This is a genomic window from Verrucomicrobiota bacterium JB022 (assembly GCA_030673845.1).
Lineage (GTDB): Bacteria > Verrucomicrobiota > Verrucomicrobiia > Opitutales > Oceanipulchritudinaceae > WOUP01.
Window position 1 is genome coordinate 52,381 of record JAUTCQ010000005.1, and the last position, 16,568, is coordinate 68,948.

The 16,568-nt window shown below is 64.4% G+C and carries 12 protein-coding genes; 5 read left to right on the forward strand and 7 right to left on the reverse strand.

Annotated features, from left to right (window positions below):
* Positions 1-97 precede the first annotated feature (97 nt).
* From ahpC to Q7P63_03685, 5 genes are all read left to right on the forward strand, one after another.
* Entirely contained in the window at positions 98-661 is a 564-nt protein-coding gene (gene ahpC / locus Q7P63_03665) for an alkyl hydroperoxide reductase subunit C (protein ID MDP0499176.1), read from the forward strand.
* Between the two features lie 202 nt (positions 662-863).
* Positions 864-2,441, forward strand: coding sequence for an alkyl hydroperoxide reductase subunit F (ahpF, locus tag Q7P63_03670; GenBank protein ID MDP0499177.1), 1,578 nt, complete (start codon positions 864-866; stop codon positions 2,439-2,441).
* A gap of 120 nt (positions 2,442-2,561) precedes the next feature.
* Positions 2,562-3,314: a prolyl oligopeptidase family serine peptidase gene (locus tag Q7P63_03675; protein MDP0499178.1), complete on the forward strand. Its 753-nt coding sequence runs from the start codon at positions 2,562-2,564 to the stop codon at positions 3,312-3,314.
* Between the two features lie 195 nt (positions 3,315-3,509).
* Entirely contained in the window at positions 3,510-4,859 is a 1,350-nt protein-coding gene (gene trkA / locus Q7P63_03680) for a Trk system potassium transporter TrkA (protein ID MDP0499179.1), read from the forward strand.
* A 22-nt stretch (positions 4,860-4,881) separates the two neighbouring features.
* Positions 4,882-6,372, forward strand: a complete 1,491-nt coding sequence (locus tag Q7P63_03685) for a TrkH family potassium uptake protein (GenBank protein ID MDP0499180.1) — start codon at positions 4,882-4,884, stop codon at positions 6,370-6,372.
* 22 nt (positions 6,373-6,394) lie between these two features.
* On the opposite strand, the gene Q7P63_03690 is transcribed toward Q7P63_03685, so the two are convergent.
* From Q7P63_03690 to murG, 7 genes are all read right to left on the reverse strand, one after another.
* Complete coding sequence (locus tag Q7P63_03690) at positions 6,395-7,282, reverse strand: D-hexose-6-phosphate mutarotase (protein ID MDP0499181.1); 888 nt, start codon at positions 7,280-7,282, stop codon at positions 6,395-6,397.
* A gap of 3 nt (positions 7,283-7,285) precedes the next feature.
* The gene (locus Q7P63_03695) at positions 7,286-9,271 is read right to left on the reverse strand and encodes a cell division protein FtsZ (GenBank protein ID MDP0499182.1); all 1,986 of its coding nucleotides are present in this window, start codon (positions 9,269-9,271) and stop codon (positions 7,286-7,288) included.
* 42 nt (positions 9,272-9,313) lie between these two features.
* Positions 9,314-10,528, reverse strand: a complete 1,215-nt coding sequence (gene ftsA / locus Q7P63_03700) for a cell division protein FtsA (protein ID MDP0499183.1) — start codon at positions 10,526-10,528, stop codon at positions 9,314-9,316.
* A gap of 22 nt (positions 10,529-10,550) precedes the next feature.
* On the reverse strand, positions 10,551-11,546 hold the full coding sequence (locus Q7P63_03705) for an FtsQ-type POTRA domain-containing protein (GenBank protein ID MDP0499184.1): 996 nt from the start codon (positions 11,544-11,546) through the stop codon (positions 10,551-10,553).
* Positions 11,547-11,630: 84 nt separating this feature from the next.
* Positions 11,631-12,548 carry a D-alanine--D-alanine ligase gene (locus tag Q7P63_03710; GenBank protein MDP0499185.1) on the reverse strand — a complete coding sequence of 306 codons (918 nt, stop codon included), beginning with the start codon at positions 12,546-12,548 and terminating at the stop codon, positions 11,631-11,633.
* A 5-nt stretch (positions 12,549-12,553) separates the two neighbouring features.
* Positions 12,554-14,854 carry a UDP-N-acetylmuramate--L-alanine ligase gene (gene murC / locus Q7P63_03715; protein MDP0499186.1) on the reverse strand — a complete coding sequence of 767 codons (2,301 nt, stop codon included), beginning with the start codon at positions 14,852-14,854 and terminating at the stop codon, positions 12,554-12,556.
* Positions 14,851-15,948, reverse strand: coding sequence for an undecaprenyldiphospho-muramoylpentapeptide beta-N-acetylglucosaminyltransferase (murG, locus tag Q7P63_03720; GenBank protein MDP0499187.1), 1,098 nt, complete (start codon positions 15,946-15,948; stop codon positions 14,851-14,853). The genes murC and murG overlap by 4 nt, the downstream gene beginning before the upstream one ends.
* Positions 15,949-16,568 lie beyond the last annotated feature (620 nt).

Genomic DNA, 16,568 nt, shown 5'->3' on the forward strand with positions numbered 1-16,568 from the left:
AGGACGCGCCTATCCAACGCATAGGAACCCGGTGTTTCAACAATGAATCACTTTCTGCAAATCTCCGCCCGCGTTCACAAAGCAACCGCAACCAAACATGTCTATCATCAACTCAACGATCCCCGAATTTTCCGCTCAAGCCTACCACAACGGCGACTTCGTCTCCGTCTCCACCGACGACGTCAAGGGCAAGTGGTCCGTCTTCTGTTTCTACCCGGCCGACTTCACCTTCGTCTGCCCGACCGAACTCGGCGACCTCGCCGACCACTACGAAAAACTCCAGTCCCTCGGCGTCGAAGTCTACTCGGTCTCCACCGACACCCACTTCACCCACAAAGCCTGGCACGACGCCTCCGAAACCATCCGGAAAATCAAATTCCCGATGATCGGCGACCCGACCGGCGCGATTTCCCGCGGCTTCGACGTCATGATCGAAGAAGAGGGCCTCGCCCTCCGCGGAACCTTCATCGCCGACCCCGACGGCGTCATCAAGGCCGCTGAAATCAACGACCTCGGCATCGGCCGCTCCGCCGCCGACCTCGTCCGCAAGGTGCAGGCCGCCCAATACGTCGCCAACAACGACGGCCAGGTCTGCCCGGCCAAATGGCAACCCGGTGAGGAAACCCTCAAGCCCTCGCTCGACCTCGTCGGCAAGATCTAAACCGGTCATCCCCTGACCACCGTAAAACGCGGGGCGGCCACCCTTCCCTCCCCCCCCATTCGGCCGCCCCGCGTTTTCCCACTCCCCCGATCCCACATCCCCCCGCTCCCTTTCCCTCTCCGTCTTTCCCTTTTCCCTTTCCTCCCCCACCCATCCCTCCCCCCACCCATTTTTCCACCCACAAAACCTGACACCTGACACCATGCTGGACGCATCCATTCTCAACACCCTCGGCGAATACACCAAAAACCTCAGCCGCAACGTCGAACTCCGCCTGCTCTCAGGCCAACACCCGAAACGCGCCGAACTCGCCGGAATGCTCCAGCAAGTCGCCTCGGTCTCCGACAAACTCAGCTACTCCGAACAACAGGACACCGAAATCTCCGTCCGCGAGGGCCTCACCTTCGAACTCCTCTCCGACGGCGAACGCACCGGCATCCTCTTTTCCGGCATCCCCGGCGGCCACGAATTCAACTCCTTCATCCTCGCCATCCTCCAGGCCGGCGGAACCCCGGTGAAACTCGACGAAGGCCTCCAGCGCCAGGTCAGGGGCATCGATGCGGACATCATGTTCGAAACCTTCATCTCGCTCGAGTGCCACGTCTGCCCGGACGTCGTCCAGACCCTCAACCAACTCGCCCTCATCAATCCGCGCATTTCCAACGAAATGATCGACGGCGGACTCCACCAACCCCTCGTCACCGAGCGCAACATCCAGGGCGTGCCCACCGTTTTCCTCAACAAAAAGCCCTTCTCCAGCGGTGAAATCAGCGCCGCCGCCATCATCGAGAAACTCGTCAACGAGTTCCACACCAACCCGGCCGAGCCCGAACCCGCCGACGACACCATCCATGACAGCGTCGTCATCGGAGGCGGACCCGCCGCCGCCACCGCCGCCATCTACATCGCCCGCAAGGGTCTCTCGGTCACCCTCGTCGCGGAAAAATTCGGCGGCCAGGTCCGCGACACCGTCGGCATCGAAAACCTCACCTCCATCAGCAAAACCACCGGCCAGGAACTCACCCAAAACATGCGCCAGCACCTCGCCGACTACCCGATCAAGCTGCGAGAGGACATCCGCGTTAAAAACGTCACCGGCTCCGACTCCGGCCTCAAGGAGATCGAGCTTTCGACCGGCGAAACCCTCAAAACCAAAACCGTCGTCATCGCCACCGGCGCCAAATGGCGCGAACTCGGCGTCCCCGGCGAACGCGAAAACATCGGCTCCGGCGTCGCCTACTGCCCGCACTGCGACGGCCCCTACTTCAAAGGCAAGGACGTCGCCGTCATCGGCGGCGGAAACTCCGGCGTCGAAGCCGCCCTCGACCTCGCCGCCATCGTCAAATCCGTCACCGTCATCGAGTTCCTCGACGAACTGAAGGCCGACAAGGTCCTCGTCGACAAACTCCACGCCACCCCCAACGCCGAAGTCATCCTCTCCACCGCCACCAACCAAATCCTCGCCGACGACAACGGCGTCACCGGCATCGAACTCAAACACCGCCACAACGACGAACTCAGCACCCGCAAACTCGACGGCGTCTTCGTCCAGATCGGCCTCGCCCCCAACAGCAGATTCCTCGGCGACCTCGTCGAAACCAACCCGCGCGGCGAAATCGTCACCACCGGGAAATGCGAAACCAATGTCCCCGGAATCTTCGCCTGCGGTGACGTCACCGATACCCCCTACAAGCAAATCATCATCTCCATGGGCGAAGGCGCCAAAGCCGGCCTCGCCGCCTTCGAATACCTCCTCACCCACGAGGTCGCCGACGCCTGACCCCCCACCTCCCGGCGGCTGGAACATCCTGCTCCAGCCCGGTGCGGGAGCGTCGCGCTCCCCGCGCTCCCGCATCTTTCCCCGTTGCCGCCCCGGCTCCCCCCGCCTACCCTGCCGGCCATGAAGGCACTCGCCATGGCCACCATCCTCAGCACCTGCGCCACCCTCGCCGCCGAACCGGAAGCCCGCGAATGGCAGGCGCCAAACGGCACCACCGTCCGCCACCGCTTCCACGCCCCGGAGAAAACCGAAGCCGGCAAGACCTACCCGCTCGTGCTCTTCCTCCACGGTGCCGGAGAGCGCGGCAGCGACAACACCGCCCAGCTCAAACACGGCGTCCCCGCCATCCTCGCCGGCGCGGATGCCCTCGGCCAACCCTGTTTCCTCATCGCCCCCCAGTGCCCGGCCGGCCAGTGGTGGTCCCCGGCCGTCCCGTCCCGCACCCGCCTCAGCGCCGCCGCAAAACCCAACGCACTGCTGGAGGCCGTCATCGCCCTCGTCGATGAAACCGCCAAATCCCAACCCGTCGACCCCGCCCGCATCTACCTCACCGGAATCTCCATGGGCGGCTTCGCCACCTGGGACCTGCTCGGCCGCGCCCCCGGCAAATGGGCCGCCGCCGTGCCCATCTGCGGCGGCGGAGATCCCGAACTCGCCGCCACGTTCGGCCCCGTCCCGATCCACGCGTTCCACGGCGAGGCCGACAGCGTCGTCCCCGTCCGGGCCACCCGGGACATGATCACCGCACTCGAAACCTCCGGCCGCAAGCCGCTCGCCACCTACTACCCCGGCGTCGGCCACAACTCGTGGACGCAAACCTACGCCAACCCGGAGCTCATCCGCTGGATATTCACCCAACGCAAGACCGACTGAGCACCGCCACCAAGCACCTCCAGGCACCTCCAGGCACCGCGCCAGCACGTTTCCAGCCACCGCCGGACACCCGCCAGCACGGCAGAATCCGCGGCAAAACCAGCCCGCTTCAGCCGCCCGCCTTGGGTGTTGCCCTCCGCGCCCCCCCCCGCTAGCATCCCCGCCACCTCGGAGCCACCTCCGAGCCGTTTTCCCATGAACATCATCATCGTCGGGGCAGGAGAAATCGGACGCCATCTCGCATCCGTGCTCTCCAAGGAATCCCACAACATCTCCCTGATCGAAAAAAACGCCGACCTCGCCGCCGAACTCGAACAAGGATTGGATGCGAAAATCATCCAGGGCAACGCCTCCAGCGTCACCGACTTGGTCGAAGCCGACGTCGGTGAATGCGAACTCTTTCTCGCCCTCACCTCGTCAAACACCGCCAACCTCATCGCCGCCTCCATGGCCAAGGCCATGGGCGTGGAAAAAGTCATCAGCCGCGTCCACCCCGGCCTCCAGCGCGAAGAATGGATGTTCGACTTCAGGGGCCACTTCGGCATCGATCACGTCTTCAGCTCCGAACGCCTCGCCGCCATCGACCTCGCCAAATACGTGCGTAACCCCAACTCGCTCGTCGTCGAGGAACTCGCCCGCGGCCGCATCGAACTCCAGCAGGTCCGCATCGGCGCCAACTCCAAGGCATGCGGCATCACCCTCCGCAAGCTCAACGCTCCCGCCGGCATCCGCCTCGCCACCGTCTCCCGCGGCGGCGAACTCTTCGTCCCCGATGCCGACACCATACTCGTCGCCGACGACGTGATCACCATCTTCGGCGAACCCCGCAAACTCCGCGACTTCGCCGATAAACTCCAAGGCAAATACGCCAAACGCGACCGCTTCAAAGTCGTCATCTTCGGCGGCAACGAATACGGATTCGCCGTCGCTCAAATGCTCGAAAGCGTCGACTGCGAAGTCCGCATCTTCGAAAAAGACGCCAACCGCTGCAGCCAACTCGCCGACCGCCTCACCAATACCACCGTCATCAATGCCGACGCCACCGTCGTCGCCGAACTCGAAGAAGAACAAGTCGGCGCCGTCGACTTCTTCATCGCCACCAGCGCCGACGACGAAGACAACGTGATGTCCTGCCTCCAGGCCCACACGCTCGGCGTCAAAAACTGCCTCACCCTCATCCACCGCGCCGACTACGCCGCCGCCATTTCCGCCAACGGCAAATCCCTCGGCATCCGCGCCGCCGTCAGCCCGCGCGAATCCACCCGCGCCGAAATCCGCCGCTTCATCACCACCGACAAATTCCACGTCGTCAAACACTTCGATGGCGCGGACATCATCGAAATGCGCGTCGGCAAAGGCTCCATCGCCGCCGGCCACATGGTCCACGAAATCAAATGGCCCCACGGCGCCGTCGTCGTCGGACTGCTGCGCGGAATCCACGCCACCGTCCCCGGTCGCGACGACGTGCTGATGGCCGGAGACCACATCTACGCCGTCGTCGCCGACGAAGCCCGCAAGGCCTTCGTCAAACTGCTCACGTCCTGACCGCCACCACTCGCCCCGTCCCATGAATCACCGATTGGTTTTCCGGTTACTCGGCATCCTGCTCCTGCTGGAGGCGATGGCCATGCTCGTCTGCGCCGTCTTCGCCCACTTCGATGTCGTCGCCGGAGATGCCGGTGCCGCCGCCGCGCTGCTCAAGTCGTCCGGCCTCACCATCCTCGCCGGCACCCTGCTCGTCATCGCCGGCGGCAGACACCGCGCGATGAAACGCATCCCCAAGCGCGATGCCGTCGCCGTCGTCGGCATCGGCTGGCTCGTCAGCTCCGCCATGGGCGGCCTGCCCTACATGCTCTGCGCGCCCGGGCTGAACTGGGCCGAGGCCTTGTTTGAATCCGCCTCCGGCTTCACCACCACCGGCTCCTCGGTCTTCACCGTCATCGAAGAATGGCCGCGCGGCATCCTGCTCTGGCGCTCCGCCACCCAGTGGCTCGGCGGCATCGGAATCCTCGTCCTCTTCGTCGCCGTGCTCTCCTACCTCGGACTCGACTCGAAATCCCTCTTCCACAACGAATCCTCGTTCCGCGGCGGAGAGTCCGGCATGGCCCGCATCCATGATACCGCCCTCGCCCTGGTTCGCATCTACCTCGGCATCTCCCTCGCCTGCGCCACCGGCCTGCACCTCATGGGCCTCAGCTGGTTCAACGCCGTCTGCCACTCGATGACCGCCGTCTCCACCGGCGGCTTCAGCCCGCACAGCAAAAGCATCGGCTTCTACTCGGACTGGGGCAACGGCTGGCTCATCGAACTCTGGATCACCATCGTCATGTTCCTCTGCAGCATGAATTTCCTGCTCTACGTAGTCATCCTCAGGAAAAACTGGAAACGCTTCCGCGAAGAGGAGGACGCACGCTGGCTGCTCGGCATCGTCGCCGCCTTCATCCTCATCATCGCCGGCGGCCGCGCCTGGCATGGCGACGCCTCGTTTGTCTCCGCCCTGCGCGACGCCTCGTTCATCGTCGTCACCATCGTCTCCACCACCGGCTTCGGCGCCGCCGACTACGAACTCTGGCCCGCCTGGTGCCAGGTCATGATCGGCCTGCTCATGCTCTTCGGCGGCTGCGCCGGATCCACCGCCGGCGGCGCGAAAATCGGCCGCCTCATCGTCTTCATGAAGTCCGCCCACCACGAAATCGTGCGCGCCTTCCGCCCCAACCAGGTCTTCCGCCTCCGCGTCAACGGCAACAGCATCGGCGATGACGCCCGCGCGCGCGTCATGTTCTTCCTCTCGCTCTACGTCTTCATCGGCGCCTTCGCCACCGTCATCATCGGCTTCCTCGAAGCCGGAACCGGCATCTCGCTGGAAACCTGCGGATCCGCCGCCCTCGCCGCGCTCTCCAATATCGGCCCCGGCTTCGGCGATGTCGGCCCCACCGACAACTTCGGCCACTTCCGCGAAGCCACCCAGGTCTTCCTCGCCTGGCTGATGATCCTCGGCCGCCTCGAACTCTTCGCCCTGCTCGTGCTCTTCTTCCCCAGCGTCTGGAAGAAATACTGACGCCCGGCGCAATGAGCCACGGTCAGAGTGCTTCGGTCAGATACTCGACCTCCAGCACCGCCGACTTCCCCGGCCGCAGCGTCACCGCCTTTTCACCGATGTTGCCGGACTCCACACAGACCATCGTCCGGTAGTCATCGTTGCCGAAATCCTGCATCACCCGCGACTTTTCGGTCCACGGATTCCACACCACCGTGGACTGCGCACCCGTCGCACGCACCCGGATCCGCCGCCCCAGATCCTCGTCCTCGATCACCACGTCACCGTCATGGCGCAGGTAAATCCGGTCGGTCTCGCAGGCGATCCGGATCGGCTCCCCCGACCTCGCAAACTCCTGGTCCACCATGCAGTCGTGATAGCCGGTCTCCTCCAGCCCCCGGATCGTCACCCGCTCGATCGCACCCACGTGGAAATACGGATGCAGACAGCTCTCGAAAGTCAGCTGCTGGTCGATGCTCGAGTTCTCGACCCGCAGCGCGAGTTTCAAGCTCGCACCGACCGTCACCTCCAGCGTCACCAGCGATCCACCCAGCCTCGGCAAGGCCAGCTCCACCGCCACCGCCCCGTCATCCACCAGCCTCACCGCCACCACCTCCCACGGCGTCGTCCGCGCATAACCGTGCTGCGGCAGACTGCCGCGCGCCCCAAACCACGGAAAAACAATCGGCACGCCGCCCCGGATCGGTGACACGGAATCAAACCGGCTCGACCTGCTCAGAAACAACAACGGCTCCTCGCCATGCCGCCGGAACGACGTCACGCACGCACCATGCTGGTAAATCTCGGCGACCGAGTGATCCGACTCGACCCTCAGCGCCGGGAGCACACCCGCTCCCGTAAAGGCCGCCACCCGCCTCGGAATCTCGAAGCGGCGGAGCGGGTTCATGGCCTCCAGAGCGTCGGCTGCCATCACTTACCTTTTCTTTTTGCGGAGAAATGGCGGGAGATCGAGATCCTCGCCATCGACGACGTTCGGATCCCCACCTTCAAAGCGCCCGCGGGGCGTCGTGTCCAGTGACAACTGGCTCTCCTCGGAGCCGGACTTGACGCCCAACTTCAACGTCGGCCCGTCCGGCCGCTGCGGCTTCGCTTCCGGTTCCGCCGGCTTCGGCTCATAGCTGCTCGTCCACGGCACCTTGCCTTCCGACCGCCGCTTCGGCAGCGTCCCGAATCCCGCGCTCTCCAGATCATCGAGATCCAGATCATCGTCCAGCTCGGTGTCATCGTCCGCGGCCGGCGCCGGGTCCGGTTCCTGGTCCGCGCCCGGGGCATCGGCTTCCGGCGCCGGCTCCGCTTCCCGCGCCACAAAATCCGCAATCGCCGGCTTCGCCGCACCCTCATCCGCCGCAGCTTCCTGCTCGGCAAACTCCTCCAGCTCCGGCTCATCGTCGAGCAACGTGAAGGGCTCCACCACCGGCTCCTGAACCCGCGGTTTCACCGCCTTCACGCCGACATCCGGCTCGGCGAACGGACGCTCGGCATTCCCACCCTCATCGTCGTCAAACAGGGTCAAATCCGCTGGTTTCTTGGAAAGCGATTCGCGCAGCTTGGTCAGCGGCGACGAAAACTGTGCGACGCTCCGTTTCTCCGGCAACTGGTGCCGGGTCTCGGCAGCCCGCCCCGCCGCGGCATCAGCCTTCGGGACCTCCGGCGGACCGGAATCAAGATCGTCATCCAAATCATCGAAAATCCCGGTCTTCTCCGGCTTCTCGTGCACCGGAGTCGGCTCAACCGGCGCGGGCTCCGGCTCAGGCTCGGGAGTCGGCTCAACCATCTCAGGCTCCGGTTCCGGTTCGGGTTCCGGCTCCGGTTCGGGTTCCGGCTCCGGCTCGGGTTCGGGCTCGGGTTCAGGTTCGGGTTCCGGCTCAGCCTCCGCCGCCCTGCGCAGCGCCGCGGCATTCATGCTTTCCCGCGGCGCCATCGCCAGCGCGTCCTCCGGCAGTGCGCTGATCAAGGTCAGCGAAAGCGACTCACCCATCGAGGGGTCCACCGCAGCACCGAACAACACATGCGCGCTATCAGGCACGAACTTCTGCAGCTTCTGCATCAGCAGCTCGATCTCGAACAAGGTCAGGTCCTCGCCGCCACACAAGTGCACCAGCACCGTCTGCGCCTCCTTCAGCAGCGACCCCTGGTCAAGCAGCGGGCTGGAAAGCGCGTTGTCCAGCGCCTTGCTCGAACGGTCCTTGCCCTTGGCAAGCCCGGAGCCGAACAAACAACGCGAGCGGTTGGTCCGCAGCGCACTCATCAGGTCGTCCAGACCGACGTTGATCAATCCCGGCCGGATCACCAGCCGGATCACCGCCTTGATCGACTCACAGATCATGTGGTCCGCCGCGATGAACGCCTCGTGCACCCCTTGCTTGGCCAGCACCAGCTCGCCCATCCGGTTGTTGTCGAAGGTCACCAGCGCGTTGGAAAGCACCGCCAGCTCGTTGAGCGCGGTCTCCGCCTGCTCGCGCCGCCGCTTGCCCTCGAATCCGAAGGGCATCGTCGCAAACACCACCACAAACGCACCTTCCTCGCGCGCAATCCGCGTCACGATCGGTGCCGCTCCCGACCCCGTGCCTCCGCCCAGCCCGGTGCATAGAAAGACGATCCGCCGCCCCTTCACCGACTCACGGACGTCATCCTCCGCCTCCAGCACCGCCTGGTGCCCCAGCTCCGGATCACCACCCGTCCCCAGCCCTTTCGTCAGGTTCACCCCGAGCTGGATCTTCTCTTTGGCAATGCAGGCACCCAGCGTGCGGATGTCCGTATTCAGCGCCAGCAGCTCGGCACCCTCCATGCCGTCCAGAGCAATCCGCTCGAGCATGTTGGCGCCGGCCCCGCCGAGGCCGATGATTTTGACTGATGATGATGGAATGGTTTCCTTAGGGTCGCGGGAGTAAGGGATCATGGTGAAAACTTGGTTGAAATTCGGTCGGAAATCTTGGGGCTGCTATCTGCCAAACGGCCAGAACAAATCACGGATGCGGCTGAACATCCCGGGCGGTGCCACACGCTCGGTCTCGAGAATCTGCGCATAACGGATCAACCCGATCGCCGTCGCATACCGGGGGTCCTTGAAACTCGCCTGGATGCCACTCAGCTCCGGCAGCTCCGGCCGGTAGATGTCCCGGCCGAACACATCATACGCCAGCTCGCTGAATCCACGCATCAAACTCGTGCCGCCGGTGAGAAACACGCCGTAACCGATCAAATCCATCCCGCCTTCCGGCAGCTTGTCCTTCACCAGGTTCAGCGTCTCCTCGAGCCGCTGCCGGATCACCTCGTTGAGCACCGCGCGCTCCACCTCCACATCCGCGAATCCCCGGTCGTCGGTCACCCGCGCCATCCCCACCGAACGCACCGGATCCGCCGACGCATCACCCTCCTCCACTTTGAGCGTCTCCGCCTTGGAAAACGGCAGTCCCGTCACCAGATGAATGTCGTTGGTCACGTGATCCCCACCCACCGGAATGCAGCCGGACGCCGTGATCACTCCGCCGTGATACAGCGCGTAGTCCGTCGTGCCGCCGCCGATGTCGATCACCAGCGCACCGCTCTCGCGCTGCTCCCTCGCCAGCGCCATCTGCGCCGTGGAAATCGGGGAAAACACAATATCGTCCACCTCCAGCGGCATCTCGCGCACCAGCTTGATGCTGTTCTGCAGGCGCGTGCCGATCCCGTGCACCACGTGGAAATCCGCCTCCACCGTCTTGCCAAACAAGCCAACCGGCGAGTTCGAGTGCTCCAACCCGTCGAGCCAGTAGTTGCGCACGATCGGATGCAGATACACGTGGTCCTGCGGAATGTGCACGTCGCGCGCGATCGAACACGCGTCCTCCACATGCTCCGGCGTCACCACCGGCTCACCATCCGGCAGCCGGTAGGTCCCGCGGTGGTTCACCCCCTGGATGTGCGAACCCGTCACCGCCAGAAACACACTGCCGATCTCCACGTCACTCGCGTCTTCCGCCCGCGCCAGCGCATCCTTCAGGCACGCCCGCGCCAGCGCGTAATCGTAAATCTCCCCCTTCCGCACACCGGCGCTCTTGGTCTCGCCGATCCCCAGGATCTTCACCGCGCTGTCCGGCTTCACCTCACCCACCACCAAGCAGGTCTTGCTGGTGCCTATCTCAAGTCCTACGTGGATCTTCGTGCGGCGTGACATGTGCTGAAATACTGAAATCCCGTCAATCGCGCCGGAGTAGCGTCGATAGATCCCTCGCCTGGCGGACACCCGGCCCCTGCTCCGCGACATCGACCGTCACCGGGATCGCCCGCGGCGGCGGACCGTCCCCCTGCAGGGTGATCGGAATGTTGTATTTTGGGATCAAGTTGATGGTGGCGATCAGATAACCTTTTTCCCCCGCGTGGTCCAGCGCCGCGCGCAGACTCTCGATCTGCCGCTCGTGATCGCCCAGCCCGAAGGTCGCCAGCGTCCCCTGCTTCGTCGTCAACAACAACGACCACTCGTTCTCCTGCCGAATCGACTCAATCCACTGCACCCCCTCCGGATCCGCCTGCCGCGCCGCCTCCAACAAACGGACGCAATGCGTCAGCTCCGGATGCCCGACCTTGCCGCCGACCACGATCCCGTGCTCCTCGCTCGCCGGCAGCTCGATCACCGGCAGGCCCTCCGCAGACTCCACCTGCAGCTCCGGACACGGATACGCCACCCCCTCCTTGCTGACCAGCATCGCGCCGGCCTCGCGCTTCGCCAGCAGCCCGATCTCAGGGCAGGAAATCCACGCCTCCGGCGTCCGCGCCACCAGGCGCACCACCAGCGTGTCCGGCAGGTGCCGCTCCACCCGCGCGTCGCTCACCTCCGGCAGCGCGCACAGCTTCATCGCCGCCTGCTCGACATCAATGTCGAACAAACTCGGCATCTCCAGCAGATCGATCCCGACCACCTCCGCCACGCCCGCCTCGTCGATCACCGGGTTCGTATTCAGCTTGATCATCCGCAACTCGAAATCCGGATTCTGGTAAAACGCGTGCCGGATCCCCTGCCACACACCCCAGCCGGCCGCCCCCATCAGCCCGAGAATCACCGCCAACCGCGCAAACTTGCCGAGAAACCCGAGAAACCCGAACCACGCGATCCGCGGGCTCATCACACGCACCTGCAGCACGCTCTGTTTCGAACGCTTGCGCACTTTGCTCGTTTTTCTCCTTTTTCTGATCATGGCGGGGGCGGGTTACATGGTGGCGGCGGATTTCATGGTGGCGGCGGATTTCCTGGTGGCGGCGGATTTCCTGGTGGCGGTGGATTACGTTCTCAGCTCCAGCGAAAGCCGCGCAATCATCTGGCAAAGCTCCGGAAATCCAATCCCGCTGGCCGTCGCGGACTTCGGCAGCAGACTCGTTTCAGTCATTCCCGGAATCGTATTCACCTCCAGCACAAATGGCCGCTTCTGCGCGTCGAGCAACACGTCAACCCGCGAATACACCTCCACATTCAGCGCCCGGTGCGCGGCCAGCGCCGCCTCCTGCACGACCTTCGTCGTCTCCTCATCCAGCTCCGCCGGACAGATATACGTGCTCCCCTTTGCGCCGGACAACCACGGATACTTGCTCGCCATGTCATACACCCCCTCCGGCGGAATGATGTGCACGATCGGCAGCGCCACATCGTCCAGCACCCCCACCGTCAGCTCCAGCCCTTCCACAAACTCCTCAACCAGAATGTCGTTCCCATACTTCGCCGCATCCTCCATCGCCGCCTGCGCCTGCGCCGCATCCTTCACCACATGCACCCCCACGCTCGATCCCTCGCGCGGCGGCTTCACCACGAATGGCACCGCCAGCGACGGCAACCTCACCCCACCCGACACATCCACAATCTCCGCCCCAGGCGTCGGCACACCCGCCGCCTTGAACGCTTCCTTCGCCAGGTTCTTGTCGAACGCCGTGCGGCTGCTCACCACCCCGGCACCCGTGTAGGGCACACCCAGCGCTTCCAGCTTTTCCTGCAGCTGGCCGTCCTCGCCGAAGGTCCCGTGAATCACGTTGAATGCCAGCCCCACCCCGTCCGGGAGCACCACATCCGTCGTCGTCACGTCCACTCCCACCGCATCCAGACCCAGCCCCTGCAGGGCACCGAGCACCGCCCCGCCGGACGCCAGCGAAACCTTGCGCTCCGATCCCGGGCCACCCATCAACACAGCTATTCTGGGGAAATCACTCATCTTGTTTAGAAGGTATACTCGTCTTCACCGAGGATCTTCACCTCGGTCTCCAGCTCCACCCCGCGTTCTTCCTTCGCCTTCCTCTGGACGGCGTCGATCAACTCGAGGAGTTCTTCGGCGGTCGCGCCGCCCTGATTGACCACGAAATTCGCATGCGTCTCGGAAACCATCGCCGCGCCAATGGTTTCACCCTTCAGCCCCAGCGAGTCGATCAGCCGTCCCGCCGCGATGTATTCCGGGTTCTTGAACGTGCAGCCCGCCGACGCCATCGTCGGCTGCGACCCCTTGCGCTTCTCGCGCGCGGCCTCCCACCGTGCCTTGATGTTCTCCGGCTTGTCCGGCTTGCCCTTGAACACCGCCTGCAACGCGAAATTCCGCCGCAGCTCCGGCGCGTTCCGGTAGTGCGCCACGATCTCGTCGCGCTCGCGCGTCCGGATCACCCCGTCCTCGTCAAGAAACGTCACCCGCACCACCTGGCTGAAGGTGTCCGCACCCATCGCCCCGGCATTCATCCGCAGCGCTCCACCCACATTGCCGGGAATCCCCTCCATCCACTCGAAACCACCCAGCCCGCTCGCTCCCGCGAAACTCGCCAGCTTCTTCAAGCGCACCCCGGCACCCGCCGTGATCTCACCCCGCGCCCCCAGCGACACATCGGAAAACGGCCCGCCCGTCGGGTGGATCACCGCACCGCGGATCCCGCCGCCGCGCACCAGCAAATTCGACCCGCGGCCCACCACCCGCACCGGAATCCCCCGGTCACGGCAGTAGTTCACCAAAAACGCCATCCCGTAAAAACTGTGCGGCTCCATCCAGAACTGCGCCGGACCGCCCACCAGCATCGTCGTGTGCCGCGCCATCGGCTCATACAGCTTGCCGTCGATCTCACCCTCCGGCATCAACCCGCGCATCTCCTCGAGCACCGCCAGATCGCGCGCCACCTTCGCCCCCGCCTCGTGCACGTTCCCCGCCCCCAGCGTGATCAGCAGATCCCCCGGCTTCAGCACGCTGCCCACCATGTGGTGCGCCGTCCGCAGGTCCGGCAGAAACACCGCCGGCACATCACCGTGCTCCGCCATCGCATCCACCAGCGTCTGCCCGGAAACCCCCTCGATCGGCTGCTCGGACGCCGGATACACGTCGCTGATGAACACCCGGTCCGCCGCCTGCAGCACCTTGCCAAACTCGTCCGCAAGCAACTGCGTCCGCGTGTAACGGTGCGGCTGGAACAACACGATGATCCGCTTCGGCTTCAGCGTGCGCGCCGTCTGCAGCGTCGCCGCAATCTCGGTCGGATGATGCCCGTAATCGTCGATGATCCGGTAGTTCTCCGACAAATACTTCGTCTCAAACCGCCGCTTCGCACCCGCAAAGGTCGCCAGCGCACGCGCCACGTCCGGAAACTCCGCACCCACCGAATCCGCCACCGCCACCGCGCCCAGCGCGTTGAGAATGTTGTGGTGACCCGGGATTCCCAGCTCGATGTCGCCCAGCACCTCACCGTATTTCTTCACCGTGAATGCCGACGACCCGCGCAAATCCCGTACGTCCTCCGCCGTGTAGTCCGCCTCTTCCCAGCCGTAGGAAACCGTGCCTTCCCGCTCACCGCACAGCTCGTGCGCCACCGGATCCTCCGCGCAATACACCAGCTTCCCGCGCGTCTGGTCCGCCAGCTTCGTGAACACCTCGCGGATGTGCTCCAGATCCCGGTAGAAATCCAGATGCTCCGCCTCGATGTTCAGGATCACCGAGTGCTCCGGATGATACAGCGCCAGCGTGCCGTCGCTCTCGTCACCCTCCGCCACCATGAACTCACCCGTCTCCGACCACTTCGCGTTCGCTCCCAGAATCGGAATCTCCGCACCCACGTAATGGCTCGGCTTCAAGCCCGCCTCACGCAGCACGTGCGCCGTCATCGCCGAGGTCGTCGTCTTCCCGTGCGTCCCGGAAATCACGATCCCCTTGCGCGTGTGCAAAATCGCCGCCAGACACTCCGCCCGGCGGAACAACGGAATCTTCTCCTCAACCGCCGCCGCATAGGCCGGGTTGTCCGGCTTGATCGCCGAGGAAAACACCACCAGATCCGCCCCCTTCACCGCCTCCGGCGTGTGTGGCGAGGAAAACACCAACCCCAGCCCCTGCATCCGCGTCGTCTCCTTCGAGGTCACACGGTCGGAGCCACTCACCTTGTGCCCCATCCCCAGCAACAACAGCGCAAGCCCGCTCATCCCCGATCCGGCCACGCCAATCAGGTGAATTTGCAGGGGATCGTCGGTCTGGGTGAGTCGCTTGCTGAGGTCGTTCATTGAGGTCTGAGGGTGGCTTCGATCGCGGCGCCCACCCGGTCCGCGGCATCGGGGATGGCAAGCGCGCGCGCGGCTTGTGCCATGCTTTCGAAAGTTGGCAAGTCCTTGAGGATCAATCCGGCCATTTCCGCCAGTTTTTCCGGTGAAAGATCCCGTTCCTGGATCAATTTCGCCGCGCCGCCGTCGGCAAACACCTCCGCATTGCGCGTCTGGTGGTCGTCCGCCGCATACGGATACGGCACCAGAATCGACGGATGCCCGGCAATCGCAATCTCGGTCAGGCTGCTCGCCCCCGACCGCGCGATCAACAAATCCGCCAGCGCATACGCCGCCGGCATCTTATCGCAAAACCCGAGCACCCTGTGGTTCTCCCGCCCCGCCGCGATCTCCGCCACCCGGTCATGATCCAGCGCACCCGCAATGTGCAGCATCTGCACCCCGTCCGGCAGCATCGGCACCGCCTCCGCGCACAACTCGTTCAAACGCCGCGCCCCCTGACTGCCACCCACCACCAGAATCGTCTGCTTCCCCGCATCCAGCCCGAACACCTCCGCCGCCTCCTCCCGCGTCGGCAGCTTCATGATCTCCGGCCGCACCGGCGTCCCCGTCACCACCGTCTCACGCTTCGGAAAAAACGCCCTCGCCGGCTCCAGCCCCAGAAACACCTGCGTGCAAAACCGGCTCGTCAGCACATTCGCCCGCCCCGGCCGCGCATTCGAATCATGCACGAACGTCTTCAGCCCCAGCTTGTGCCCCGCATAAACCGGCGGCAGCGACGTAAACCCGCCCATCCCCAGCACCGCATCCGCCTCAAACCCCTCGATAATCTTCCGGCACCGCACGATCGACCGCCGCAGCCTCCACAAAAACGGCAGCATCTTCAGCGAAAACGTCGCCGGCTTCGCCACCGCCGGCACCGTGTCAAAATCCAGATGCCCGTATTTCTCCGATGCCAGCGCATCCACCTTCTTCTCCGAGATCAACAACTTCACCTCATGCCCCCGGTCCAGCAGCGTCTCCGCCACCGCGATACCGGGAAACAAATGTCCACCCGTGCCACCACAGGCGATCAGGATTTTCAACGAATCAGACACGGGAAATCAGGGGGCAAAACACTGCAAGCGACAACGGAAAACCAAATCCGCCAGTCCGTCGGGCAACGCTAAAGAAACCCAAACTTTCTGGCAATCCTCAAAACTCCCCATCCGCAAATTCCCAAAATCCCACCGCCCCCCGAACGCCCCACAGGAGCGGCGGTGCATGACCGCCGAACCCCACCAGCCCGCAGGGCGCTACCCGCAAAATCATCCCCCCATCCTCCGGCAGGGACGCACCGCCGGGGCGTCCGTCTTTGGTAGGGACGCACCGCCGGGGCGTCCGTCTTCCCCAGAGCCCATCCGCCCCGTGGCTGGAGCGTCCCGCCAGTAGTGTTCGGCACGCTTTGAGCTGTTTTCGTTTTCATGGGTGAGGGCTGACTCATGGGGTTTTCAGGTTTTGGCCTGCGCCCGGTCTGGACGCGAGGTCGTCGGTTGCCAGTGGCGTCTGTACAAAGCTGCGCGTCGCATCGCCTTGGCGATGCGCTTCTCCCCTGATGGTTCAGCCTCGTTTTTTCGCGGGGCCCATGGCGGCTACAAGTTCCTCGTCGTCGGCCCAGCCCATCATCCAGAACCTCAGCGCTTCCATCATGCGCTTGGTCGGCAGCTTGCCTCCGCGC